Raw genomic sequence first — 21,537 nt, 5'->3', positions numbered from 1 at the left:
TTTTTATTCCATAACATCAACACGTTTTATTTTTAAACAGTCTATTAGAGGAATTCTCATCGCTATGGTAAACTAACGCATCCGACTTTCAGGGCTGTAGTTCATCATGAATTTGCATCATAAAGCGCTCAGGCACTTTATCTCGGCAAGCGTCATCGTTTTGACATCGTCCTTCCTGATTTACGAACTTATTGCCAGCGACAGAGCAATGAATGCCTATATGCGTTATATCATGGAGAGAGCCGATTCGTCGTTTTTGTACGATAAGTACCAGAATCAGAGCATCGCCGCACATTTGATGCGAACTTTTGAAGCGCCGGGAGCCCCCGTCACTGCAGAAAAACGCCGCGCGTTTTGCGATGCCTTTGAGGCTATTAACGGTACGCACGGTGTCAACCTGACCCGGCATAATTATCCGGCGCTACATGGTACCCTGCAAACCGCCGCTACACAGTGTACCGATAATCTTGATGACGCCCTTTTACTGCCTGCGTTTGATCAGGCGGTAAGCATCAACCGTTCGCAGGACGACCACAGTCACGGGCTGGGCACACTGGAGCTTAAATTCCGTTATTACGTTGATTTAAATAAACATTATGTCTATTTCTATGATTTAATCAACTCACGGCGCTTCGCCATGCATCGTTGGACTTTTTTACAAAAAGGCACAATGGGTATTAACAGAAAAGATATAGATAAACTTTTTACCGGCCGTACGGTTATTTCAAGTATTTACATGGATGATATTATCCAGGAAAACGTCATGAGCTTTTTAACGCCAGTCTATCTGGCGGGAACGTTAAAAGGTATCGTGATGGTGGATGTTAACCAGGATAATTTAAAAAATATTTTTTATACCCAGGACCGTCCGCTGGTTTGGCGTTATCTTAACGTAACACTAAAGGATATGGACTCCGGAAAAGAAATTATTATTAATCAAAGCAAAAATAATCTGTTTCAATATGTGAATTATAGCCATGATATCCCGGGTGGACTGCGCGTTTCGTTGTCCCTTGATTTAACCTATTTCCTTGTCTCGTCCTGGAAAGCGCTGGCCTTTTACTTACTGGCAACGGCGCTCCTGCTTAATATGGTACGGATGCACTTTCGGCTTTATCGCAACGTCACACGCGAAAATATTAGCGATGCCATGACCGGGCTTTACAACCGTAAAATATTAACACCGGTGCTGGAACAGCGACTGCAACGCCTGGTCAATACCGGGACGCCGGTGACATTTGTCGCTATTGATTGCGATAGGTTAAAACTGATCAACGATACCCAGGGGCACCAGGAAGGCGACCGAATTATAACCCTGTTGGCGAAAGCGATTAAAACATCGATTCGTAAAAGCGATTACGCCATTCGCCTCGGCGGCGATGAGTTCTGTATTATTCTTGTTGATTACGCGGCGGATTTGGCTATCCATCTGCCGGAGCGTATTATTCGTAACCTGCAAATTATCGCACCGGATAAGACAGTCCATTTTTCTGCCGGGATTTATAATATGCAGCCCAATGATACGATTAATGATGCCTACCAGGCTTCCGATGCGCAGCTCTATCTGAACAAACAACAAAAACAACATCGTTCATCATAGTGCTTCGCAGTAAATGTTCATATTGCACCAGGAGTGAGAAATGGCCGAAATGACTGAAGTCGCGAAGGGTGTCGCTACACACCAACGTTTAGTGGCTTTATTAACCCAGGAGAACGCGTGCTATCGTGTGGTGAACCATGAAGCGGTAGGAAAATGCGAAGCGGTATCTGAAATACGCGGTACTGCGCTGGGCCAGGGCGCAAAAGCGCTGGTCTGTAAAGTCAAAGGCAACGGCGTCAACCAGCACGTTCTTGCTATTCTGGCGGCCGATCAGCAAGCCGATCTCTCTCAGCTTGCTTCACATCTGGGCGGCTTACGCGCTTCCCTTGCCAGCCCGGCGGAAGTCGATATGCTGACCGGCTGCGTTTTTGGCGCGATCCCGCCTTTCAGTTTTCACCCTAATCTGAAACTGGTCGCCGATCCGCTCCTGTTTGAGCGTTTCGATGAAATTGCCTTTAATGCCGGCCTGCTGGAAAAATCAGTCATTATGAATACACAAGACTATCTGCGCATCGCCCGACCAGAACTGGCAGTCTTCCGCCGCTTTCAGTCATCGCCAACGGCTTAGAGCCTATCCCACCAGGCGTTATTGGCGCAGCCAGTTTGGACACGGACAGCGCGCAAAAACCGGAGCGTACACGTAGTACGTGAGGATTTTGAGCACTGCCCAGGTCCAAAATGGCAAGTAAAATAGCCCTAATGGGATAGGCTCTTAGTCCCCTCCCTCTTCAAGGAGCAATATAGACACAACGATAATGATAAAAATGGCGAAAAACGACGCCGTAATCATCAGCGCTTCAAGAAACGGTGGATCGTACATAATTGTATCCTCAGGAAGACAACAATGACGGTTCACCTGTTAGCAATACGCGGCGTTGATGACAATTTAATGATAACGCCGTTTTTCACGTAGAGATTGTCTTTCAGGCAGTTGCCTGAAATCCGCATCAATCGTTAAAAAGGCCTGTGCGCTTTCCCGTTTGGGCGTAAAGTAGTCAGGCTTACTTTTTGGCAAGGAAACCATAATGTTTGATGTCACTCTGCTGATCCTGCTCGGACTGGCAGCTCTGGGATTTATCAGCCACAACACCACTGTCGCCGTCTCAATTCTGGTGCTGATTATTGTCCGCGTAACCCCGTTGAATACCTTTTTTCCCTGGATTGAAAAACAGGGACTCACCGTCGGGATTATCATTCTGACCATCGGCGTAATGGCTCCCATCGCCAGCGGAACCCTACCGCCCTCCACATTGATCCACTCTTTTGTGAACTGGAAATCGCTGGTCGCGATTGCCGTCGGCGTTTTCGTCTCCTGGCTGGGCGGTCGCGGCATTACGCTGATGGGAAACCAACCGCAGCTCGTCGCCGGGCTGCTGGTCGGTACGGTACTTGGCGTCGCGCTGTTTCGCGGCGTGCCGGTCGGCCCACTGATTGCGGCGGGGCTGGTCTCCTTAATTGTGGGGAAGCAGTAACTCGCCCGTCAGATACTGGCCTGGCGTCTGCCCCAGGCCTTTTTTAAACATGGTAATGAATGCCGTGGTGGAATCATAACCCAGCATTTGCGCCGTCTGCTGTACATTACGTCCCGCGATCAGCGCTTGTAGCGCCAGAATTAATTGCAACTGATGACGCCAGCGACGAAAGCTTAGTCCCGTCTCTTTGACGACCAGCCGGGCAAGGTTACGCTCGCTCATCGCGAATACGCTGGCCCACTGCCCTAATGTATTCCATCGCGCGGGCTCCTGCGCCATTGTCTCAACCATTTGGCGGATTTTCGGATGCCCCGATACCGGTAATTGCAATTGTTCCTGCGGCTGCTGCGGCAGTTCATCAAACAACACCTGAATAAGGCGCTGCGTTGGCATTTGCGCTCTTTCGGGATCGGTTCTGCGCGCCAGCGACAAAATCAACTCCCGGCATAACGGCGAAATTTTCAGCGTGCAGCAACGCTCCGGCATGACGACCGCCGCAGGTTCAATAAATAAAAAGCACAGCTCCGCCCCTGCGGTCACATGATTACTGTGCGGCAGCGAGCCGGGGAGCCAGACGGCATACTGGGGCGGAACCATCCACATCGCATTTTCCACCTCACAGGTGATCGCGCCGTGCAGAGCGAGGATCAACTGTCCCTTGCGATGCTGATGGCGAGGGCTAAACAGTTCATCATCCCTGGCGCGAATACAAAAGGCCACAGCGGCATCGTGGTGAAGGTCGGGATCGTAACCGTCCAGTCTCAGGCCAATCATTATATTGTCCGATTTTAGCGATAAATTGTCATTTTAGCTTGATTCATCCAAACAGTAAAAACTGTTAAGGTATCGCCTCGCCTGACGAGATGAGAAAACGATGACGACAGCCCTTTCACCACGCGGCAAACAGGGCGCTTTACTGATTGCCGGTATTTTGATGATAGCCACTACGCTGCGCGTAACATTTACCGGCGCTGCGCCGTTGCTGGAGACAATCCGTTCGGATTACGGTCTTTCCACCGCCCAGACGGGCCTGCTAACAACCTTGCCGCTTCTGGCGTTTGCACTGGTTTCGCCGCTGGCGGCCGGTATTGCCCGCCGGTTTGGGATGGAACGCAGTCTGTTTGCCGCAATGCTGCTGATTTGCGCGGGTATTGCTCTCCGCTCCCTGCCCTCCGCTGCATTGTTGTTTGCCGGAACTGCCATTATTGGGTGCGGGATAGCGCTGGGTAATGTGCTGCTACCAGGATTGATTAAGCGCGATTTTTCACAACATGTCGCCAGGCTGACGGGCGCGTACTCATTGACGATGGGCGCCGCCGCCGCGTTGGGGTCTGCGCTGGTGGTTCCGCTGGCGTTGCACGGTTTTGGCTGGCGCGGCGCGCTGTTAATGCTAATGCTGTTTCCGCTGTTGGCGTTTCTTATCTGGTTGCCGCAGTGGCGCCCTACCCGCTCAGCTAACCTGAGTAGCTCCCGGGCATTACATGAACGCGGTATCTGGCGTTCGCCTTTAGCCTGGCAAGTTACGTTGTTTTTGGGACTTAACTCACTGATTTATTATGTAATTATCGGCTGGTTACCAACAATACTCATCAGCCACGGTTACAGCGAAGCACAGGCAGGATCGCTACATGGCCTGCTGCAACTGGCGACCGCGGCGCCTGGGTTAGCCATTCCGCTTATTTTGCCTCGCTTTAACGATCAACGCTGGATTGCCGCGCTGGTCTCACTCTTGTGCGCAGTGGGCGCGGCGGGGCTTTGGTTTGTGCCGGGCCAGGCGATCATCTGGACGCTACTGTTCGGCTTCGGTACAGGCGCGACGATGATCCTCGGCCTGACGTTTATCGGCCTGCGCGCCAGTTCGGCGCATCAGGCGGCGGCGCTTTCCGGCATGGCGCAGTCGGTCGGGTATTTACTGGCGGCATGTGGGCCGCCCGTCATGGGAAAACTTCATGATGCCAGCGGTAGCTGGTATCTGCCGCTATCGGGCGTAACGGTTCTGGCTATCATCATGGCGATTTTCGGCCTCTACGCCGGACGCGATCGAGAGATAGCGTCATAAATAAACCTGATACCCACTTGAATGCCTGATGACGCTTCGTTTATCAGGCCTGATCCATTAAAATCATTACCGCTATCCGACAAAAGTACCGTAAGCGACACCATCACAGGAGGGAAAAATGCGAATCCAGTGTAAGCGCGTCTATTTCCCGGCGGAAAAAGACGATGGTTATCGGGTATTGGTTGACAGGCTATGGCCGCGAGGCATTAAAAAAGCAGCGCTGGTCTATGATGAATGGAATAAGGCCATTACGCCCTCCACCGAATTGCGCAAAGCCTTTCATAGCGAACTGATTGATTTTAACCACTTCGCGCAGCAATACCGGGCAGAACTTGCGCAACAGCATCAAGAAGGCAAACGTCTGGCGGATATTGCCCGACACCAGCCGCTAACGTTGCTATACGCCGCTAAAGATACTCGCCAGAACCATGCCATTGTGCTGGCAGAGTGGCTACGAGAGCTGTGATTGTCGTGCCGCCGCCTGGCCTGGTTGTCTGTCCGGGGACAACGGCATCAAATGTTCTGCCCGCACCCAGGCAAAACCGTGCTGGCCATCGGCGGAGGCTACATCGCCCGTGACCAGCCACAGCGCCCGAGGCGCTTCTTTCGGCAGTAAGGTGACGTGTCCATTTACCGGGTTAATGAATTCATCTCCGGGTTGACACAGGCAAAATAGCTCAACCGATTTACCAATATTCCGCCGTCCGGCGGGTGTTTTAGCGCCAATAACTATTGCCAACGCGCCCGGCTTTAACTGAAACATATTTTCTTGCGCCGCATGAAACTCATTATCAGATTGTTCTTAATCATATCCCGTCGGACCGCAGGTTGTCACTTTTTCGTATCAGGGTGCTCTCTGCGCCATAATGTCCACTCATCAATGATTTCGCCATTGGGCAATTTGCAATCGGAACGCACGCCTTGTGGGGTCTGCACCGGCATCAGCGTACCGCCCTGTTGCTCACAGTAGACGGCTGCCGGATTAGGCATCCCAATACGCGGCGGCCTGGGGGCGTTGGGTTGCGACGATGAACAAGCGCTCAGCAGCAATACGCCTGGCAACGCAATCCACGTAAATTTCATAACGACTCCTTAAAGCGATATTTTGTCCAGGATAACCTGGCGGGTACGCTATTTCCATACTTTCTGTCAGCGCTTTAGTGGGTGTTTATCCCGGGTTAAGTCAGTAATAACCACGCCCTGTCACAAAGCAACCGACCTTTTGTCGCTGAGAAAACCCTGCTATTCTGGCGCCCCCTGAACAGTGAAGGTAATAGCATGAGAGTGGGTATCCTCTTCCCTGTCGTCATTTTCATTACGGCAATATTATTTTTGGCATGGTTTTTTATTGGCGGTTACGCCGCGCCGGGAGCATAACCATGAGGAAAACAACGATGGTGTTGATGGGCATCGCGCTAATTGCGGTGGCGGGTACCGAACTGGGCTGGTGGTAAATTCATTTTGAATAATAAAGGCTACCTGTCGTAGCCTTTATTATCTCTGAAAGTTCTGCGTTTAGCTTTTGATTTTTCTGTAGATTAACAGCACGACAATCGCGCCGATCACCGCGACTGCAAAGCTGCCGAAGTTGAAACCATCCACTTTGCCAAAGCCAAAGAACGTACTGATCCATCCTCCGACTACCGCACCAACGATCCCCAGAATGATCGTCATAAAGAATCCGCCGCCATCTTTACCTGGCATGATCCACTTAGCCAAAATACCCGCAATAAGTCCAAAAATAATCCATGAAAGAATGCCCATTTTTTCCTCACTTATGTCTTAACGTTAGCGGTTTATTTGCCGTTAAAAAGAATAGCACATCGTCAGGAAAGTAAAGTTTGTGATATCCATCACCTTTTAGCGCCGTGGATAAAAGCGCATAAATATCAGGGTTGCAATCATTAATGATAACGATTATCTTTATCAACACCGAGTAGTTGAGTTTATAACCCACCTGTTCGGTACGACATTGCTCACATTGCTTCCAGTATTATTTGCCCGCCTCACCGAGTGCGGGCTTTTTTTGCTAACCGCTATCTATCCCATGTCGAATTCATGGTCTTTTTCAGCCGCGCTATTTTGCGTGATACGGGGTCATCTCCAGCGCCGTACATTCATCCTGCTTGTCCTGCTGCATAAACACCACGGTCACCATAAACAAACCGATCATAAATGGCACTTCATAAAGCTCTTCAATCAAATCTGTGTAACGCGCGTTATGCAGGAATATCGGCGACAACCAGCGATGATGCTCGACAGTGTCGGAAATCAGATATGAACATGCCGTCACGGTAAACAGCCACAATGGCAGAGGAACGTCCCGCAGACGACGAACAATCTCCTTACGTAGCCCGGCAGAAAACAGGACTGGCAATACCAACGCAGCAATTAATATCACTGAAATCGTTCTGAACAGCATACGCGGCTCGTCAGGGAAATAGTCACGCCCCCAACTGGTGCTTCTACCCAATAGCACCACCCACCAGACAACAGCCCATAGCCAAAACTGCTTTGCCCCTTCGGGACGGGAAAGTGGCCGTATATACCAGGCGGTAAATAGCGCCCCAAACAGTAACCATAACGCTTGTCCGTTTTCAATCCATCGGACCACCACGCCGTTAAGCAAAGGCAATTGCCAGTCCGCCGTAAACGGGATGACCACAGCGGCAAGCGCAAGAGTAAGTGCTGACGAAGTTAATCGGGTATCGAGTTTCATGATTATAAGACTCTTCTGGTTTTTAATACCCAATCATAAGTTTTATGAATACGCTCTCATTAGCAAACAATGCGATATTCTTAATGTTTTCTTAATGTTTCTTTTCAACCCATGTCTGATGTAAATAAACAGCGCTTTTCAATACGCAAAAACCGCATCACGCTGGCGACGCGCGATGCGGCTTCTGATTTAAAAAATCACTTTATATCAAATAGATACTACAAGATCCTTACCAACCGCAAACGTCGTGTTCGTTTTCGGTATCGTAGGAACGCACGGTATTGACCAAATCCTTCACAACTTCTGCTGCAACTTCAGGTACCAGCAACGTCATCGGTGCTTCCGTTTCATAGTCCACAGAGACGCCGTTGCTATTATTCGTGACCGTGACGGTATAAGTAGCTTTTCCCATTATTATTCTCTCCCGGCATGAATGACTTTTCGTGAGGTCGCCCCTTCCATCAGTACTTCCGGCGCGACAAAAAAGTCGATGTTAAAATAGGTATCATCCGTCATGACCTCAATATTGTGCCACTTTTCCGGAGGAAACACGCCAAACTCGCCGGCATTGATCACCATGATCTCTTCCGGCTCAGAGCAATGTTCATCAGCGTATCCGAGATATTTGACCGCCCCCTGCATCACCGAGAGGCGAGGATAAACGCCGGGTCGCGTTCCCTTATCAAGGTGGCGTTCGAAAATTCCGGCAGGCGCCGTCTCTTTGTTCCAGAATGGCGTGGAACGTGTATGAATATGATTTTGTGGAATTTGCCGCATTTGCTTCCCTCTTCACGCAGGTTACTCAGCGATAATCTCATCGCTGTCGTAAAAAGGTTACGCTCCAAAAACAGTATTTTAAATACCATTTATTGGTTACTATTTTGCTGTTTTCCACGCAATAAAACCGAAAGGAGAGCAATGACCCGCCGTTGACGACGGGTCCAGGTGGTTAAGACTGGAGCGTTGCCAGCCGGGCGGCAAATCCGACGAAAAGAAGGCCAATCAAAGAATTGCCCACTTTTGCCAGTTTCTTTTTGGTACCAATATAGTGGGTTACAAAAGCGCCAGAAAGAATTAAAAAGCTCAGATAGCAAAAACTGACGATTTCAAGGGTGGTGGCCAAAATAAAAAATGACACCCCAGTATGCGGCGCAGTAACATCAATAAATTGCACAAAAAAGGAAACATAAAAAAGTATGGCTTTAGGATTCGTCAGGCTAAGAATTAAAGCACGCTTAAAAATAGCGCCAAAAGGAACTACCGTTTCCGTCGCCGCACGCCCTTTTGAGGTCAGCGTGGCGTAAAGGATTTTTGCGCCAAGGTAGAGCAGATAAAACGCGCCGAGATAGCGAACAATGTTAAACAGAACCGGCGTTGTTTTGATCAGCGTCGCCACGCCCGCATACGCCAGAAACATTAATATCGCATCGCCGATAAACACACCGCATGCGGCAAGATATCCTCCTTTAACCCCGCGTCCCACGCTGTTTTTAAGCACAAAAAGCGTATTCGGCCCCGGCACCAGAACGATAAAAATCGCCCCAACCAGGTACGTCCAATAATTCAGAACACCATACTCCGCGAACACATTAACCTCTTCCTGAAAACATTTACGCTTAGCTGCGAAACAGTATGCTAACGAATGCACCGGAAGATGGGAAGCGAAACCATGTCTCTCCAGCCGCTATTCCGCCACGCTTATATCCCCATCACCCAAAAACGTTCTTGTATCGCGCCCCCCGCAGGCAATCACCAGGTATTGGCCCACGTTTCCTCGTGGGGAATTAACGCGCGCGTCGCACCAAAGACAGAGATGCCAACACATCACTGATATCGCTCTCATTCAGATTCGGCGCATTAAAGTGCGTTCTCAGCCACACCATATCCTCATGGCTGAAAGCGCCGACCATCAGGCGCTGGCTGATAATGATCAACATTTGATTATCAAGTTGTCGAATACGTTGCCGGGTGACCGACAAGGTTTGTATCGGAAAGGAGGGTTCTGGGCCGGTTCGCCACTGCGCTAAATAGCGGTACTGTATCGCTTTACTGGCATCCATTAGCGAACGAATAAAAGGGGTTATCGAATGCGGGTCCAGACCGTTATTTTTCGCTTCTTCTTCAGCCTCGGCAAAAACATTTTGTTCACGCGTGAAATCCTCTATCGGCAGATGGTGCTTCATTTTATAAGCAGCCACATCTTTCATTAATAACATGCGTTCATTGAGCGCGGTTAAGAGTGCGCCAAGCGATACCGATGTTACCGAATCGGCAAAAGTGGTGCTGCACATCAATAAAGAACAAAGAAAAATGGCGATATGACGAATCATTAATCAACCTCCTTTTACGGAGGCCTGACAGTAATTTACCTTTATTAAGATAACATTAAGTAATTATTACAGATGGGTATTAATGCTTATTCGTTTAAACTGGAGTGAGAAACTGGAGTGATAGAAAGAACAGGCCGTTGATTCTGCGGAATCTTCACCTTCATTTAAAGTGTATAAAATATACAACAAATCACACAAATGTGATGCATATCACGTTTGTGTGATTTTTTATTACAGTTTTATGATATAGGTCTAACTTTAATAGGTCACTAATTTCTCTCCCCCGCTCAGGGAGATCGGCTTCAATTTACATCGAATATGGTGAAATATGACTACCATTACACTAGTCAACGAACAAAATAGTACTGGCAATCCTTTTTCTGCACATATGTTATGTGAACAGCGAGCTATTCAGGAAATTACTTACGAACTATTGCAATCGCAGCAGCATGTCTCAAATAAGGATATCATCGCCAAACTTATTGAAAAACTGGAAACAGAAAAAGACGTAGTGCAGCTTGATATTTACCGTAATGCCTTAGAAGCCGTTTTGTTTCAGACACCTGACGACATCTAATATATACCCAAAATAATTCGAGTTGCTTAAAGGCGGCAAGGGAGTGAGTCCCCAGGAGCATAGATAACTATATGACTGGGGTGAACGACAAATCTGCCGGGAGCAGGTTTGAACGTCGCGTGCGACGGCCCGTCAGGGCGAGGCCCATGGATGGGCCGAGTAATCCGTAGCCAACACATAAGCAACTTGAAGTATGAAGAGTATAAACAAGGGAGGGGTTTACTCCTCCCCTGTTCGTTAATAATGCAGATGCCTCAACGTGCGGTGCCTGATTTTTCGTAGCCGTTTGCATGGATTTGCGGTGCAACATGCTGCATGCTTTCTGGCATCTCATGCTGCCGATATACGGCTGGCAGTAATGTTAAGCCTGAGCCATTTTTCACATGAAGACTAAATTTACCCGATTCTTTTAAAGCCTGAATAAGATTTTCCTGCGCGGGAGTTAATGTCTCATCATGCCACAGAACAATATGCTCGAAAGACGTTGATAAAAGATCGGGCATCGGCGCCTGCCAGGGGATGACTTCAACTCGCATACCTTCACTACAATATTTAATCGTTTCCAGCCATAGCTCAATGGGGTCGTTCAGCGAAAACGCAGCAATAAGCATTGTGCCTGCTGGCGCCTTTCGTACGCTACTTAGCTGGAACGTGGCGTATTCAATAATCGCAGTATCCAGTAATGCCTTTTCAAATCGGCGTGCATCATCATCGCCTGCGGACAACCACAGCCGTAAAGGACGCAGTATTGACTCAATTACGATACACGGCGGAATTTCCCGACCATAACGCCAGAGTAATTTTCGCAATTTGGCGGGTTCGAATTTTCTACACTGCGCTAAAATCTCTTCCTGGTAGAATAACCATCCCGAGCGGCAATGCGTTTCTTCACCATAGAGGGCAGGTTTAATCTCTTTTAATGAAAAGCCTTTGCTTAACGCGTCGATAATATGCTGTATTCTGATAGCATCTTCTATGCAATAAAAACGATTGCCAGCTTCATCTTTGGTAGGTTGAAGCAGGCCATAGCGTTCCCAGGACCTGATATTTGCTGTTGTGACACCACACTGCGCCGCCATTGCGCTAATACTAAAAGTAGCCATGCCTGTCTGGCCTCATGATGATGTAAGAAAGCATAGTGAACCTAAACGCCATCAGAAGCAAATCATTATTAAGCAATGACCTTACTATTTACACGGGAAATTACATTATCAACATTATTTATTGTAAGCCAGTGCGTAAAGGCTTTAGAAACGGACAGTATTTGATAATCCAGAACTGTTCTACAACCTAATTTAGTCAGAACATGGTAGCGTACTGAGTAAATAGTTTTTAAATGTACATTCAGCTCACAGCTTATTTGTCGGATATCCATTCCTTTAACAAGCATCGCCAAAACATTTCTTTCATTCGCCGTTAATCTGACTTTCTCTGACCTGGGAAAAAATTGACCAGCAGCGGCCAAAATCAGTAATTCGCGCCACTCAGCAATAGAGGCATCGACCTTTATTCGATATATGACATGATGTTCATCAATAAAGTTATATTCATTATGGGTAACAATTCCAATGAGTACCGTTTTAAATGTGGAAGTAATATACTGCTGTACGGTGTAGTAATCGTCGATATCAAAAATAATATAATTTACGTTGCCAGCTATTATTGCGACGTCCTTAAATAAGGACTCCAGACCATAATTAAGAAACAGGTTTTCGCTCAATAGTCTTGTATCTGTCTTTAAAACAGATGATGCGGAACCAGTCATATCCACCTCAACAAAACGAGAGCCATGTGGGAATATCCATTCGATGGCCCGCATAAGATCATCTGCTTACTTCAGCGATGAGAACCTATTAAGTAGTAGTTGAGGAACGCCGTTTGCGCAACCTGACAGACGTCCTGGGGCATCTTATGTGAACTGCGTGGGGATGTGCGCTTTGGCAAAATCCACAAAGCGTACGACCGCAGGCAGCAAAATATGCCAGTCCTGTTGCTCCAGACCTAAATATTCACGCTGCGCCGCACGCAACGTGGCAGCATAATCTTCTGGCAACTGAGGTAACAGCCAGTCAGCCGCCGCATCCTTAGAGGTAAATCTCCCGGTAGAAAGGGTATACCAGATACGCGCCAGGGTTAAAACGATATGATACTCATCTCCCTGCACATCTGCCGTGGATTGCCAAAGGTCGAGGGGATAACGCAAGGCCTTCAGCAACTGCGCCGCAGGGGCTGGCGTGAACAGCCGTTCCGCGCGTTCTCCCTTTAGCGGTATACTGGTTTCCAGAATTTGGGTTATCAGTAACACCATGTCCCAGTCCTGCTGCGCTGGTTCATAAATCCCCTGACAAATGTCCTCTCTTAGCCACTCGCCAAATTGCATTTCCCGGGCAGGTGGAAAACACCAAGGAACCAGCTGCGAATAAAGCACGACAGTGACCTCCAGAGCGCGTTTTTCTGCCGACGCCCCCGGCGGCGATGAAAGCGCCAGCAATTCCTGCATCAGCGTTGCGCGTTGGGCCTCCGTCAGCGGCTGGCATATTGTCACCAGTAGATCAATGTCGCTGTTTGGCTTCAGACCGCCCGCGACAGCGGAACCATATAAATGAATAGCACGCAACGTATCGCCTGTGACACGAGTAATCAGGCGACATGCCGCTTCCGTTTGGCATTGAATCGAGGGCGGTATGGACAGTGTCATCATCGCTCCGGGGGCGCAGGTATTTTTTATATTGGTTGCCAGAAATATGGCATAACGGCAGAAAAAAAGCTCACTATTCATAGCGAGCTTTTAACATTGCAATCAGACTTAATGATGTAGCATTTCGTCAACGACCTCATTCGCCTTTAACTGATAAGGATAATAGGTAGGCCAGTTTTCCATCTCTTGCAACAATGCCTGCTGCGAGGTATTTCCCATAAAGATATGGAAGTGCGCCGATTTGCGCGGGGCAATGATATGATCGCTAAACTGAACATATTTAGGCGCTTTGCTATTCGCATCTTTACATTCGAACAGGTAGCGCACCCCTTTTTTACCCGATGCGTAAGTCAGAATTTTATAGCCGGCATAATTGTATTTACAGGATACAACGTTATTGTCGCGATGGAATTCTATAACGCCATTTTCAATGCCGATCGTCTCAACATTCGTCGCGTATCCTTTGCGATAATACGCTTTAATATCCTCAAACGTTTTCTCCGGGTCTTTCTTCGCCTTTTGCCTGAAGACAGGGTCCAGCTCGCCGCTGACCAGATAAGGATAGACGGATTGCCACATACCATCCCAGTCGGTGAGCGCGCGATCGCGTACATTAGCGTCATCAAACACGCCCGCTGCCGCTTTTTGCTCAACCTCCGTCATCGGCGCGCCATGAGCATGATGACCATGCGCGAAGGCAGGACTATTTACCAACAGCATTCCCAGAAGCATTGTCAGTTTTTTTAAATGAATCACCAAAACGTTACCCTCATCTTTCTTAGAAAGATGATTGTTATATTATAACATTGCATTTATTTCAACAGAAACTCAGCGGCCACCGCGCAGGTGGCCTTTTTTGATATCAACTGGTCCGCCATCGAGGAATTGAACCCCGAACCTTAGAGGTAGAAGCTCTATGCTCTATCCGGTTGAGCTAATGGCGGAAGAAAAATTACGCGGCCATTTTAAGGCAGGCGTCTGCGCATTGGCTGCATGCCCGCGCGCAATTCTGGCAATGGTCGTGATCGTGCCTTGCACACTCTTCGGCGCAGGCTTTGCAGATATCCGCGCACAGGCGGCATAATTTTTGTGAGTACTCGCTTTCCAATGCCATAAATTGCGCCGCCAGGCGACAAATGGCCGCACATTGCATATCTAACTGGATGCAGTGCTTCATCATTTCGACGTTATCTTCACGCAGACAAGAAGAGGCGCAGATATCACACGCCGCCGCGCATTCATAACACTGCTCAATACACTCACGATGTTCTTGTTGCATAAATGACTCCTTATTTTATTAAGAGGAGTAGATAAGTCTGCACAGAAACGCCGGGATAGCCAAACGGCTACCCCTCTTTTTCATACTTTTTGAACAAAAGTGCTGAATAAAACAGCAATAGTAAAGCCGGAAATCGGCCTCCGTGATGTGACGTCTATACTGTAATGTTCATCTGCTTTTCATCGGAGGTAAAATGGAGTATTTAGCACGACTAAATATCGTTGCGATGCTGATGTCAACGACGTTCTGGATCAATCTGGCGGTCGTTTTTTTCGTCACCCTCATTACTTACTGGCTCATCAACTGGCTACTCAATGTGGTCTATAAAGCGCTACAACGCCCGGATAAAAAGGATGATGCTCATGGGCGGCTGCGGCCTATTGTTTTCGAGATGCTGAAAAAGACCAGTAAGATGCTCATCTTTTTTGCCGCATTTCTCTTTAGCCTGCGCTTTGTCGCCCTGCCCGACCGGTTATTCTCCACCCTCTCTCACGCCTGGTTTTTAGTGGTTGCGATTCAAATGGCGATTTGGCTTGATCAGGGCGTACAGTCATGGATGCGTCATTTACTGTATGCCCCAGGCTCCAATAAAAACCCGGTGACGTTAGTCATTCTTGGTATGATTTTGCGCGTGCTCGTCTGGTCTATGATGCTGCTCTCCATCCTGGCGAACGTCGGCGTGGATATTACCGCACTGGTAGCCAGCCTCGGCGTGGGCGGTATTGCTATTGCCCTGGCGGTACAAACCGTTCTGAGCGATGTCTTCGCTTCGCTGTCGATTGGTTTCGATAAGCCCTTCGAGATCGGCGATTTCGTCGTCTTTAATGATGTAGCCGGTACGATTGAACATATCGGTTTGAAAACCACTCGCATCCGTAGCCTCAGCGGCGAACAGATCGTTTGTGCGAACGCGCAGTTGTTGCAGCAAACCATACACAACTATAAGCGGATGCAAACGCGTCGTATCGTGTTTACTTTTGGCGTCGCCACTGCGACACCGCCGGAAAAGTTACGCCTCATCGGCGATATGGTGAAAAAGATTATTACCGATGTCGGCGAAACACAATTCGACCGCGCCCATCTACTGGCCTTTGGTCAGGATCGGCTGACCTATGAGGTGGTGCATATCGTCAATACCGCGGATTACAATAAATACATGGATATTCAGCAAGAGATAAATATCCGTATTATTGAAAAACTCATTGAGAATGATATCGAACTGGCGCTGCCAAGTCTGGTTGTCAGAGCCCCTGTACAGGTTGAAGAGACCAGAGACTACAGTAATACCGCTGATGCAAAAAACGCAGATAAACACGTCATGCAGTAAAATCTCTGCCGACAATACCGGGAACCCATGGGTTCCCGGTGCGTTAACGGCGACACGGCAATGCGGAGAAACGACTTGCGGCTATTCCACCTGTAAATGGCGGGTACAGACTTGATCAAGTAGCGCAGACTGATGACTAATCACCAACATCCCTAATGAACGGCTGCGGCACACCTCAAGCACGTATACCCATATCGCTTTTTGAATAGACGGATCGAGTTGCGCCGTCATTTCGTCGGCAATCAGAAAACGCGTTCGCGGGTCAAGCGCGCGCAGTATCGCAATACGCGCCAACTCCCCGCCTGAGAGCTGCATTGGCCGACGCGTCAGCCACTCGGGCTGCACATACAAACGTCTCAACGTTTCCGGGTCAGGCTGCCAGGCATCACGCACAGCGTCTCCGGCGCTTCGCCAGGGATTAAACGTCAGTTCAGGATGCTGGGGGACCAGCTGTACCGGGCAATACTGATGCAGGGGTAACGGGCTGCCGTCCAGCAGAACGTCGCCCGTCGTCGGCTTTTGCCATCCGGCCAGGACGCGCCCCAACGTTGTTTTCCCCGTTCCGCTTGGCGCATGAATTCCTACCCGTTCACCGGCAGAAATCGTAAACGTCAGGTTCTGCCATAAGACTTTCCCGCCCTGACGAATAACGAGGTCGCGGCAGCTCAACATTCTATTCCCTCTCCGGTCGGCATAAATAACGGGCTTAGTTCAGGCAATGCTTGCCATTGCCGTTTTAACGGCTCACTCATCTCTTCCGGCTGTAACTGCTCGCAGCGGATATTGTCCGTGATATAACCCTGATGCAGCGCCACAATGCGATCGGCATACCGCGCCGCCAGCAGCAGGTCATGAGTCACCCACAGCACGCCGCATCCCCGCTCGCAGAGACCTCGCAAGTGCTCAAGCAACTGGTTTGCCAGTGCGGTATCAAGCCAGGCGGTGATCTCATCCGCGAGGATATAACGAGCCTGGCTGAGCGAGGCGTGGCACGCCAGAATTCGTTTAGCCATCCCACCGGAGAGCTGGCGGGGAAAGCGTTCCAGGACTGTCGGTTCGAGATCGCTTTGCTGCAATAGCTGTACCATCTGCGTCTCATCCCAGGCGCGTCCGGTCAGATGACATGCTCTGCTCAAATGTTTTCTGATATTCAGCATGGGATTAAGCGCCTGTACCCCCTGCGGCACGTAGCTAAACGTATTGCCCCTAAGCTGCCTGATGGTATGCCTGTCCAGCCGGTTGCCATCAAGCGTAATTTCCCCCCGAAAGCGTAAATTTTCCGGCAGCAGATCGAGCAGACATTGCAGCAGCAGACTTTTGCCCTCCCCGCTGCCGCCAACCAATGCCACCATTTCGCCGGGCGCGATATCAAAAGAGACATTCTGTAATAACGGCGACCAGCGTCTCGCGCCATACCAGCAATAACGCGCACTTTCCAGCGTAACCTGTTGTAAACTCAGCATACGTCACTCCTTAGCCACAGCCGCTGAGTGGCGCGCGCAAACTGATCGAAGAGCATCACCAGCGTGAATAACATTAGGCCGGGAAACAGCACCAGCCACCAGTTACCATGGCTAATAAACCGTAACGCATCCGCCAGCAACAGCCCCAGCGAAGGCTCATGCGGCGCCAGCCCAAACCCCAGAAAACTTAATGCCGCGCTGTGCAATACCGCATGAGGAAACATCAATAACGTTCCCGTCAACCATTGCGGCAATAGCGCCGGAAAATAGTGATATCGCCAGCAATAAAGGTGTCCATGCCCCAGACGATAGGTCAATGTCAGGTAGTCACTCTGCGCTACCCGCTCCGCGTCGGCGCGCAGAATCAGCGCCAGACGGGGCCAGTGCGTTAACGCCACGGCCGCAATGACGCCGCTTTTACCGCCGCCGAGCGTAAAACAGATAAGGATCAGCAAAAGTAAATGCGGCATGGCGAGCATAGCATCGGTTATCAGCCGCATCAGGAGGTCCAGCCGGGGATGAATGCGCGCCACTGCCGCCATCACTAACGCGATAACGCCGCTGCACAGCGCGGCGCCAACGCCAATTTGTAAACTGGTGAAGGCCCCCTGAAAGCAACGAAGCCATACATCGCGCCCCAGATTATCGGTGCCAAACCAGTGCTGGATATCAGGCGACAGATGCCGGGCAAGCAGATTAACCTCTGGCGGCTGGCTCAACGTGGCATAACCGTATCCGGCAATAAACAGCAGACAGGTAACGGAGAGGATCAGACGAAGCAACGTCGGAGCAGGATTATAGAGCATCGGGACGCTCCAGCGATCGATTAAGCACCACCACAAGCCAGGCTGAAATCGTATTTCCGGCAAACACTAATAGCGTACAGAATAAAACGATCCCCATGAGTAGCGGGACATCGCCACGCAGGCCGGCATCGATAGTGGCCTGTCCCAGCCCCGGATACGCAAAGACTTTTTCTGCCAGTAACGCCCCCCCCATCAGTTCGCCCAGAGAAGCAAACTGTAAGCAGAGCGCTGGGGTAATCGCATGACGTAACACCTGGTGACATAACAGCGACCATCCTTTATCCCCCTGAGCGCGCGCAAAACGAATAAATTCGCTCTTCATTACGCTGGCTATTTTTTCTCGCGTATGCAGCGCAATTTGCCCCATGCCCAACAGACTTAACGCACATACCGGCAACACAAGATGGCGTAAACGTTCCGATAAAAGAGCTGTTCCTGCATTATTTCCGGGGTCCCAGGCGCAACAAACAGGTAATACCGGCCAGCGGACGGCAAACAGCGCCAGCAACAACATGGCTATCCAGAAAGTGGGCAACGATGACAATAAGTAGCTGATACGGCAAATCATCTTATCCGGCCAACGGTGGAGAAAACGTCCGGCCAGAAAACCCAATGTTACGCCCAGCACACCAGACAATAGCCAGGCGCCTGCCAGCAGCGCGAATGACGTCGCAAAACGTTCCCGGATCACGCTGACGACAGGCATGTTGAACAGCATGGAATACCCCATGTCGCCCTGGAGCAGACGCCAAAACCAGTGACCGAAACGCTCCCACAGCGGCTGGTCAAGCCCCCAGCGCGCCGCAATCCGCGCATATTGTTCTGGCGGAACATGGAGCAGATCGTTGCCAATATAAGCACGGATAGGATCAACGGGCGAAAAGCTAAGCAAAATGAAGGTGCCGACAGCCACCAGCACCAACAGAATAATCAGCCGCAAAAAATGACTGAAGAACAATTTCATCACCGACAGGTCCAGGTCCAGTCATCAAGATTGTTTAACACCGACCAGCTACCGTGGATTTCTGGCGCGCCTTTTCCCAGATCAATACAGGGGTTGGCCAGATAGGTATGCTGAATATTAAGCAGCCATGCCCATGCCGCATCGCCCTGGACGCCCGCGCCCTGCTTCCCATCCCACTCAACCTGCTGCCAGAAAGGGATCGCCTTTTGCCAGTCAGGCGCATCTATAGCCTGTTTCAGATGTGCTTCTACCGCAGGGTTGCTGTAATAGCCCGGGTTATAATATTCCACACCAGCGGCTTTCCCGCTGTAGTGATGGAAGAGTTCCATCGGGTCCAGACTTCCCCAGCCAAACAGCGTAGGGTTAGCGTGCATATGGCGCTCTACGGTTTCCCAGCTTCCCGATTGCAACGAGACGACAATGCCTAAAGGCTGCAACATGGCGCGCACCGCCTCGGCCAGATCCCGCCGGGTGCTGTCGCCACTGGCATACCATAAGGTCAGACGCGCTTCTTTACCTGCTTTTTCACGCACGCCCGCACTGTTTATCTTCCAGCCAGCCTCTTCCAGGATGGCGCGCGCTTTTGCAATATCGCCATCGCTGAATACCACTGAAGGATTTTGCCACGGCAATCCCTGCACCGCGCTATAGGCGGGTATCGCATGGCCTTCCATCACCTGTTCCGCCAGTTGCTTACGATTAATGGCATAGTTAATTGCGCGTCTGATAGCGACATCAGCGGTCACATCGTTGCCGACAGGATAACCGTTAGTATCCTTTTTACCGGCTGGCACCATCGGGAAGACAATGCCCCGGTTTTCAACGCTATCGCGTACCCAGAGTTTAAGATTATCCTGCTGCGGGGCCACCGCCATAGAAGGGGCAATGCGCACCAATCCCAACTGTCCGCTGCGCGCGGCGGCATAAGCATTATCTTCATCCAGAAAGACAAAAACCAGCCGGTTAAAGTCATTCTTTTTACCCGTATACCAGGGATTAGCTTCAACGATCAGTTGCTGACCCGGCTGAAAGCTGACCAGTCGGTACGGACCGGCGCCTATCGGTTCGCGGGCGAACGTTTTTTCATCATAACGGCTGGCCGGAACAATCCCTAACGACCCGAGTACATTCACAAAGGTGCTCTGCGGATGGCTCAGCGTCATCTCAATTCGGCGTGCGTCCAGCGCTCGCGCATGGCTAAAATTGCCCATGTCAATTTTACCGCCGCTCTTCGCCGCTTTATTGTATGTAAAAACGACATCTTCGGCAGTTAATGGCGAGCCATCGGAGAATTTCAGCCCGGGCTTTAAGGTTAGCGTCCAGATTTTACCGTCGGGTCTGGTATCCACTTTTTCCGTCAGTAAATTACCCCAACTCATGTCGGCGTTTTGCTTAAGCAACGGCGCATGAAGCAATAAGTAGCTGCCGTGGCTCCAGCCCAGCATAGGATCAAAGCCTTCCGTTGGCTCAGGACCAATGGCCAGCTTCAGGGTACGACCGTCTGCCGTGTCCGACGCGGCGAAAAGCGACGAAGTGAATACCAGAGTCAGCGCGCACGTCACGAGCGCCAGTTTGCCTTTAATCATCAATTTGTCCCAGATTATGCGTTGTTTTTGTTTCTCCCGGCGCAGCATAAACGTCGGGAGACCTCCTGAGGACGGCATTATGGCGAGCATTTGTAATGAAAAAATTGACGCAGAACAGAAAGTATGACGATCTTTTAAAAACATCATACGCACAAACGTCGGGAGCGCCAACGTGAGCTAAAGGCCGCTTTTGACGGGGATAAAACGCAAGGGAAATGACGCCAAGAATACCGGGTTAATTAACGCCATCTTATTCTCTTATTTCCTTTCTATTCTGTATTACGTCTTCCCATCCGACACTGTTCATTTTCTCAACGTTATTAGTCAGTACTGAAACGTAAGAAGGTATCGTAATTAGCGCCTCCTGGCTTTAAACCTAAACCAATATTAAACGAACCGGGCGTTAATGAAACTTACCAGCAGAACGCCAGTCATATGGCAACCCGATGAAATGACATGCTATGGAGTCCAACCGAAAAATGTTAACGCCGCCAGGGCTCGTGATGATTTTTTTAGCCGTACTGTTCTCATTGCTGACAGGATGCACAAGTTATAAAAACACGGCATGGGGAATATATCCGGCTTCAACGGATATTTGTCCGTCAGGTACGACATCAACAGGAGGGTGCAAAGAGTAATATCGCATATTTAATATAC

The 21,537-nt window shown here is 49.8% G+C and carries 28 protein-coding genes, 1 tRNA gene and 1 pseudogene; 9 read left to right on the top strand and 21 right to left on the bottom strand.

Features of this window, described 5'->3' with window-relative positions:
- Window positions 1–106 precede the first annotated feature (106 nt).
- Window positions 107–1,600, top strand: a complete 1,494-nt coding sequence (dgcJ, locus tag ACLJRS_RS02425; protein WP_001048643.1) for a diguanylate cyclase DgcJ — start codon at window positions 107–109, stop codon at window positions 1,598–1,600.
- A gap of 49 nt (window positions 1,601–1,649) precedes the next feature.
- On the top strand, window positions 1,650–2,168 hold the full coding sequence (locus tag ACLJRS_RS02420; protein WP_161970904.1) for a YbaK/prolyl-tRNA synthetase associated domain-containing protein: 519 nt from the start codon (window positions 1,650–1,652) through the stop codon (window positions 2,166–2,168).
- Between the two features lie 144 nt (window positions 2,169–2,312).
- Here ACLJRS_RS02420 and yoaI read toward each other — a convergent pair whose 3' ends face one another.
- Window positions 2,313–2,420 carry a small membrane protein YoaI gene (gene yoaI, locus ACLJRS_RS02415; protein ID WP_000272234.1) on the bottom strand — a complete coding sequence of 36 codons (108 nt, stop codon included), beginning with the start codon at window positions 2,418–2,420 and terminating at the stop codon, window positions 2,313–2,315.
- Between the two features lie 205 nt (window positions 2,421–2,625).
- Here yoaI and ACLJRS_RS02410 point away from each other — a divergent pair, with 205 nt between their 5' ends.
- Window positions 2,626–3,072, top strand: a complete 447-nt coding sequence (locus tag ACLJRS_RS02410; RefSeq protein ID WP_000460698.1) for a DUF441 domain-containing protein — start codon at window positions 2,626–2,628, stop codon at window positions 3,070–3,072.
- On the opposite strand, the gene ACLJRS_RS02405 is transcribed toward ACLJRS_RS02410, so the two are convergent.
- Complete coding sequence (locus ACLJRS_RS02405; protein ID WP_000579793.1) at window positions 3,052–3,846, bottom strand: AraC family transcriptional regulator; 795 nt, start codon at window positions 3,844–3,846, stop codon at window positions 3,052–3,054. The two genes, ACLJRS_RS02410 and ACLJRS_RS02405, sit on opposite strands and share 21 nt — an antisense overlap.
- Window positions 3,847–3,946: 100 nt before the next feature.
- Between ACLJRS_RS02405 and ACLJRS_RS02400 the strand changes: the two genes are divergently transcribed.
- On the top strand, window positions 3,947–5,131 hold the full coding sequence (locus ACLJRS_RS02400) for a CynX/NimT family MFS transporter (protein ID WP_000205338.1): 1,185 nt from the start codon (window positions 3,947–3,949) through the stop codon (window positions 5,129–5,131).
- Window positions 5,132–5,249: 118 nt separating this feature from the next.
- Window positions 5,250–5,597 carry a DUF488 domain-containing protein gene (locus ACLJRS_RS02395; protein WP_001222527.1) on the top strand — a complete coding sequence of 116 codons (348 nt, stop codon included), beginning with the start codon at window positions 5,250–5,252 and terminating at the stop codon, window positions 5,595–5,597.
- Here the strand turns inward: ACLJRS_RS02395 and ACLJRS_RS02390 are convergent.
- Both ACLJRS_RS02390 and ACLJRS_RS02385 read right to left on the bottom strand, forming a co-directional pair.
- Window positions 5,583–5,894, bottom strand: coding sequence for a hypothetical protein (locus ACLJRS_RS02390; RefSeq protein WP_000487129.1), 312 nt, complete (start codon window positions 5,892–5,894; stop codon window positions 5,583–5,585). The genes ACLJRS_RS02395 and ACLJRS_RS02390 overlap by 15 nt on opposite strands.
- Window positions 5,895–5,962: 68 nt before the next feature.
- Entirely contained in the window at window positions 5,963–6,214 is a 252-nt protein-coding gene (locus tag ACLJRS_RS02385; protein ID WP_000673492.1) for a DUF333 domain-containing protein, read from the bottom strand.
- A gap of 195 nt (window positions 6,215–6,409) precedes the next feature.
- On the opposite strand from ACLJRS_RS02385, the gene ACLJRS_RS02380 reads away from it, so the two are divergent.
- Window positions 6,410–6,508 (top strand): YoaK family small membrane protein, encoded by a 99-nt coding sequence (locus ACLJRS_RS02380; RefSeq protein WP_001589065.1) that lies wholly within the window; start codon window positions 6,410–6,412, stop codon window positions 6,506–6,508.
- 138 nt (window positions 6,509–6,646) lie between these two features.
- Here ACLJRS_RS02380 and ACLJRS_RS02375 read toward each other — a convergent pair whose 3' ends face one another.
- The 6 genes from ACLJRS_RS02375 to ACLJRS_RS02350 all read right to left on the bottom strand — a co-directional run bounded on the left by ACLJRS_RS02375 (window position 6,647) and on the right by ACLJRS_RS02350 (window position 10,180).
- Complete coding sequence (locus ACLJRS_RS02375; protein ID WP_000512149.1) at window positions 6,647–6,895, bottom strand: GlsB/YeaQ/YmgE family stress response membrane protein; 249 nt, start codon at window positions 6,893–6,895, stop codon at window positions 6,647–6,649.
- Between the two features lie 313 nt (window positions 6,896–7,208).
- Complete coding sequence (locus ACLJRS_RS02370) at window positions 7,209–7,850, bottom strand: hypothetical protein (RefSeq protein ID WP_001670462.1); 642 nt, start codon at window positions 7,848–7,850, stop codon at window positions 7,209–7,211.
- A gap of 229 nt (window positions 7,851–8,079) precedes the next feature.
- Window positions 8,080–8,262 carry a DUF1869 domain-containing protein gene (locus ACLJRS_RS02365; protein WP_000513733.1) on the bottom strand — a complete coding sequence of 61 codons (183 nt, stop codon included), beginning with the start codon at window positions 8,260–8,262 and terminating at the stop codon, window positions 8,080–8,082.
- Between the two features lie 2 nt (window positions 8,263–8,264).
- Complete coding sequence (gene yeaR / locus ACLJRS_RS02360) at window positions 8,265–8,627, bottom strand: DUF1971 domain-containing protein YeaR (protein ID WP_001248993.1); 363 nt, start codon at window positions 8,625–8,627, stop codon at window positions 8,265–8,267.
- Window positions 8,628–8,799: 172 nt separating this feature from the next.
- A complete protein-coding gene (gene leuE / locus ACLJRS_RS02355) occupies window positions 8,800–9,438 on the bottom strand; it encodes a leucine efflux protein LeuE (RefSeq protein WP_000457190.1) in 639 nt (212 codons plus the stop codon).
- A gap of 196 nt (window positions 9,439–9,634) precedes the next feature.
- Entirely contained in the window at window positions 9,635–10,180 is a 546-nt protein-coding gene (locus ACLJRS_RS02350) for a chorismate mutase (RefSeq protein ID WP_000617984.1), read from the bottom strand.
- An 82-nt stretch (window positions 10,181–10,262) separates the two neighbouring features.
- On the opposite strand from ACLJRS_RS02350, the pseudogene ACLJRS_RS02345 reads away from it, so the two are divergent.
- Window positions 10,263–10,430, top strand: a pseudogene (locus ACLJRS_RS02345) (hypothetical protein).
- Between the two features lie 78 nt (window positions 10,431–10,508).
- A complete protein-coding gene (locus ACLJRS_RS02340) occupies window positions 10,509–10,757 on the top strand; it encodes a biofilm/acid-resistance regulator YmgB/AriR (protein WP_000208086.1) in 249 nt (82 codons plus the stop codon).
- A gap of 254 nt (window positions 10,758–11,011) precedes the next feature.
- On the opposite strand, the gene ACLJRS_RS02335 is transcribed toward ACLJRS_RS02340, so the two are convergent.
- The 6 genes from ACLJRS_RS02335 to ACLJRS_RS02310 all read right to left on the bottom strand — a co-directional run bounded on the left by ACLJRS_RS02335 (window position 11,012) and on the right by ACLJRS_RS02310 (window position 14,734).
- Window positions 11,012–11,860: a MerR family transcriptional regulator gene (locus tag ACLJRS_RS02335; RefSeq protein ID WP_000190263.1), complete on the bottom strand. Its 849-nt coding sequence runs from the start codon at window positions 11,858–11,860 to the stop codon at window positions 11,012–11,014.
- Window positions 11,861–11,928: 68 nt separating this feature from the next.
- Window positions 11,929–12,522 (bottom strand): helix-turn-helix domain-containing protein, encoded by a 594-nt coding sequence (locus ACLJRS_RS02330; RefSeq protein WP_001738208.1) that lies wholly within the window; start codon window positions 12,520–12,522, stop codon window positions 11,929–11,931.
- Window positions 12,523–12,666: 144 nt separating this feature from the next.
- The gene (gene aadA, locus ACLJRS_RS02325) at window positions 12,667–13,455 is read right to left on the bottom strand and encodes a cryptic aminoglycoside nucleotidyltransferase ANT(3'')/ANT(9) (protein WP_000175797.1); all 789 of its coding nucleotides are present in this window, start codon (window positions 13,453–13,455) and stop codon (window positions 12,667–12,669) included.
- Between the two features lie 108 nt (window positions 13,456–13,563).
- Window positions 13,564–14,211, bottom strand: a complete 648-nt coding sequence (gene zinT, locus ACLJRS_RS02320) for a metal-binding protein ZinT (protein ID WP_162008455.1) — start codon at window positions 14,209–14,211, stop codon at window positions 13,564–13,566.
- Window positions 14,212–14,322: 111 nt separating this feature from the next.
- Window positions 14,323–14,399, bottom strand: a tRNA-Arg gene (locus tag ACLJRS_RS02315).
- Between the two features lie 8 nt (window positions 14,400–14,407).
- On the bottom strand, window positions 14,408–14,734 hold the full coding sequence (locus ACLJRS_RS02310) for a four-helix bundle copper-binding protein (protein ID WP_001183699.1): 327 nt from the start codon (window positions 14,732–14,734) through the stop codon (window positions 14,408–14,410).
- A 193-nt stretch (window positions 14,735–14,927) separates the two neighbouring features.
- Between ACLJRS_RS02310 and ACLJRS_RS02305 the strand changes: the two genes are divergently transcribed.
- Complete coding sequence (locus ACLJRS_RS02305) at window positions 14,928–16,061, top strand: mechanosensitive ion channel family protein (protein ID WP_000456063.1); 1,134 nt, start codon at window positions 14,928–14,930, stop codon at window positions 16,059–16,061.
- An 81-nt stretch (window positions 16,062–16,142) separates the two neighbouring features.
- Here the strand turns inward: ACLJRS_RS02305 and ACLJRS_RS02300 are convergent, their stop codons facing one another.
- The 5 genes from ACLJRS_RS02300 to ACLJRS_RS02280 are packed head-to-tail and all read right to left on the bottom strand — an operon-like array spanning window position 16,143 to window position 20,928.
- Window positions 16,143–16,733: an ATP-binding cassette domain-containing protein gene (locus ACLJRS_RS02300; RefSeq protein ID WP_000947465.1), complete on the bottom strand. Its 591-nt coding sequence runs from the start codon at window positions 16,731–16,733 to the stop codon at window positions 16,143–16,145.
- On the bottom strand, window positions 16,727–17,524 hold the full coding sequence (locus tag ACLJRS_RS02295) for an ATP-binding cassette domain-containing protein (protein ID WP_000950202.1): 798 nt from the start codon (window positions 17,522–17,524) through the stop codon (window positions 16,727–16,729). The genes ACLJRS_RS02300 and ACLJRS_RS02295 overlap by 7 nt, the downstream gene beginning before the upstream one ends.
- Window positions 17,518–18,330 (bottom strand): ABC transporter permease, encoded by an 813-nt coding sequence (locus ACLJRS_RS02290; RefSeq protein ID WP_000966649.1) that lies wholly within the window; start codon window positions 18,328–18,330, stop codon window positions 17,518–17,520. Before ACLJRS_RS02290 ends, ACLJRS_RS02295 begins: the two co-directional genes overlap by 7 nt.
- Complete coding sequence (locus tag ACLJRS_RS02285) at window positions 18,320–19,294, bottom strand: ABC transporter permease (RefSeq protein ID WP_001672818.1); 975 nt, start codon at window positions 19,292–19,294, stop codon at window positions 18,320–18,322. The genes ACLJRS_RS02290 and ACLJRS_RS02285 overlap by 11 nt, the downstream gene beginning before the upstream one ends.
- Window positions 19,294–20,928, bottom strand: a complete 1,635-nt coding sequence (locus ACLJRS_RS02280) for an ABC transporter substrate-binding protein (RefSeq protein ID WP_410957769.1) — start codon at window positions 20,926–20,928, stop codon at window positions 19,294–19,296. Before ACLJRS_RS02280 ends, ACLJRS_RS02285 begins: the two co-directional genes overlap by 1 nt.
- Between the last annotated feature and the right edge of the window lie 609 nt (window positions 20,929–21,537).

The organism is Salmonella sp. SAL00670, assembly GCF_046552235.1.
Taxonomy (GTDB): domain Bacteria; phylum Pseudomonadota; class Gammaproteobacteria; order Enterobacterales; family Enterobacteriaceae; genus Salmonella; species Salmonella enterica.
Note: the sequence above shows the minus strand (reverse complement) of the source record. Positions and strands in the feature narration are given on the sequence as shown.

Coding starts and splice junctions, on each gene's coding strand:
- dgcJ (WP_001048643.1), top strand. CDS start 107: ATGAATTTGCATCATAAAGCGCTCAGGCACTTTATCTCGGCAAGCGTC.
- ACLJRS_RS02420 (WP_161970904.1), top strand. CDS start 1,650: ATGACTGAAGTCGCGAAGGGTGTCGCTACACACCAACGTTTAGTGGCT.
- yoaI (WP_000272234.1), bottom strand. CDS start 2,420: ATGTACGATCCACCGTTTCTTGAAGCGCTGATGATTACGGCGTCGTTT.
- ACLJRS_RS02410 (WP_000460698.1), top strand. CDS start 2,626: ATGTTTGATGTCACTCTGCTGATCCTGCTCGGACTGGCAGCTCTGGGA.
- ACLJRS_RS02405 (WP_000579793.1), bottom strand. CDS start 3,846: ATGATTGGCCTGAGACTGGACGGTTACGATCCCGACCTTCACCACGAT.
- ACLJRS_RS02400 (WP_000205338.1), top strand. CDS start 3,947: ATGACGACAGCCCTTTCACCACGCGGCAAACAGGGCGCTTTACTGATT.
- ACLJRS_RS02395 (WP_001222527.1), top strand. CDS start 5,250: ATGCGAATCCAGTGTAAGCGCGTCTATTTCCCGGCGGAAAAAGACGAT.
- ACLJRS_RS02390 (WP_000487129.1), bottom strand. CDS start 5,894: ATGTTTCAGTTAAAGCCGGGCGCGTTGGCAATAGTTATTGGCGCTAAA.
- ACLJRS_RS02385 (WP_000673492.1), bottom strand. CDS start 6,214: ATGAAATTTACGTGGATTGCGTTGCCAGGCGTATTGCTGCTGAGCGCT.
- ACLJRS_RS02380 (WP_001589065.1), top strand. CDS start 6,410: ATGAGAGTGGGTATCCTCTTCCCTGTCGTCATTTTCATTACGGCAATA.
- ACLJRS_RS02375 (WP_000512149.1), bottom strand. CDS start 6,895: ATGGGCATTCTTTCATGGATTATTTTTGGACTTATTGCGGGTATTTTG.
- ACLJRS_RS02370 (WP_001670462.1), bottom strand. CDS start 7,850: ATGAAACTCGATACCCGATTAACTTCGTCAGCACTTACTCTTGCGCTT.
- ACLJRS_RS02365 (WP_000513733.1), bottom strand. CDS start 8,262: ATGGGAAAAGCTACTTATACCGTCACGGTCACGAATAATAGCAACGGC.
- yeaR (WP_001248993.1), bottom strand. CDS start 8,627: ATGCGGCAAATTCCACAAAATCATATTCATACACGTTCCACGCCATTC.
- ACLJRS_RS02350 (WP_000617984.1), bottom strand. CDS start 10,180: ATGATTCGTCATATCGCCATTTTTCTTTGTTCTTTATTGATGTGCAGC.
- ACLJRS_RS02340 (WP_000208086.1), top strand. CDS start 10,509: ATGACTACCATTACACTAGTCAACGAACAAAATAGTACTGGCAATCCT.
- ACLJRS_RS02335 (WP_000190263.1), bottom strand. CDS start 11,860: ATGGCTACTTTTAGTATTAGCGCAATGGCGGCGCAGTGTGGTGTCACA.
- ACLJRS_RS02330 (WP_001738208.1), bottom strand. CDS start 12,522: ATGACTGGTTCCGCATCATCTGTTTTAAAGACAGATACAAGACTATTG.
- aadA (WP_000175797.1), bottom strand. CDS start 13,455: ATGACACTGTCCATACCGCCCTCGATTCAATGCCAAACGGAAGCGGCA.
- ACLJRS_RS02310 (WP_001183699.1), bottom strand. CDS start 14,734: ATGCAACAAGAACATCGTGAGTGTATTGAGCAGTGTTATGAATGCGCG.
- ACLJRS_RS02305 (WP_000456063.1), top strand. CDS start 14,928: ATGGAGTATTTAGCACGACTAAATATCGTTGCGATGCTGATGTCAACG.
- ACLJRS_RS02300 (WP_000947465.1), bottom strand. CDS start 16,733: ATGTTGAGCTGCCGCGACCTCGTTATTCGTCAGGGCGGGAAAGTCTTA.
- ACLJRS_RS02295 (WP_000950202.1), bottom strand. CDS start 17,524: ATGCTGAGTTTACAACAGGTTACGCTGGAAAGTGCGCGTTATTGCTGG.
- ACLJRS_RS02290 (WP_000966649.1), bottom strand. CDS start 18,330: ATGCTCTATAATCCTGCTCCGACGTTGCTTCGTCTGATCCTCTCCGTT.
- ACLJRS_RS02285 (WP_001672818.1), bottom strand. CDS start 19,294: ATGAAATTGTTCTTCAGTCATTTTTTGCGGCTGATTATTCTGTTGGTG.
- ACLJRS_RS02280 (WP_410957769.1), bottom strand. CDS start 20,928: ATGCTGCGCCGGGAGAAACAAAAACAACGCATAATCTGGGACAAATTG.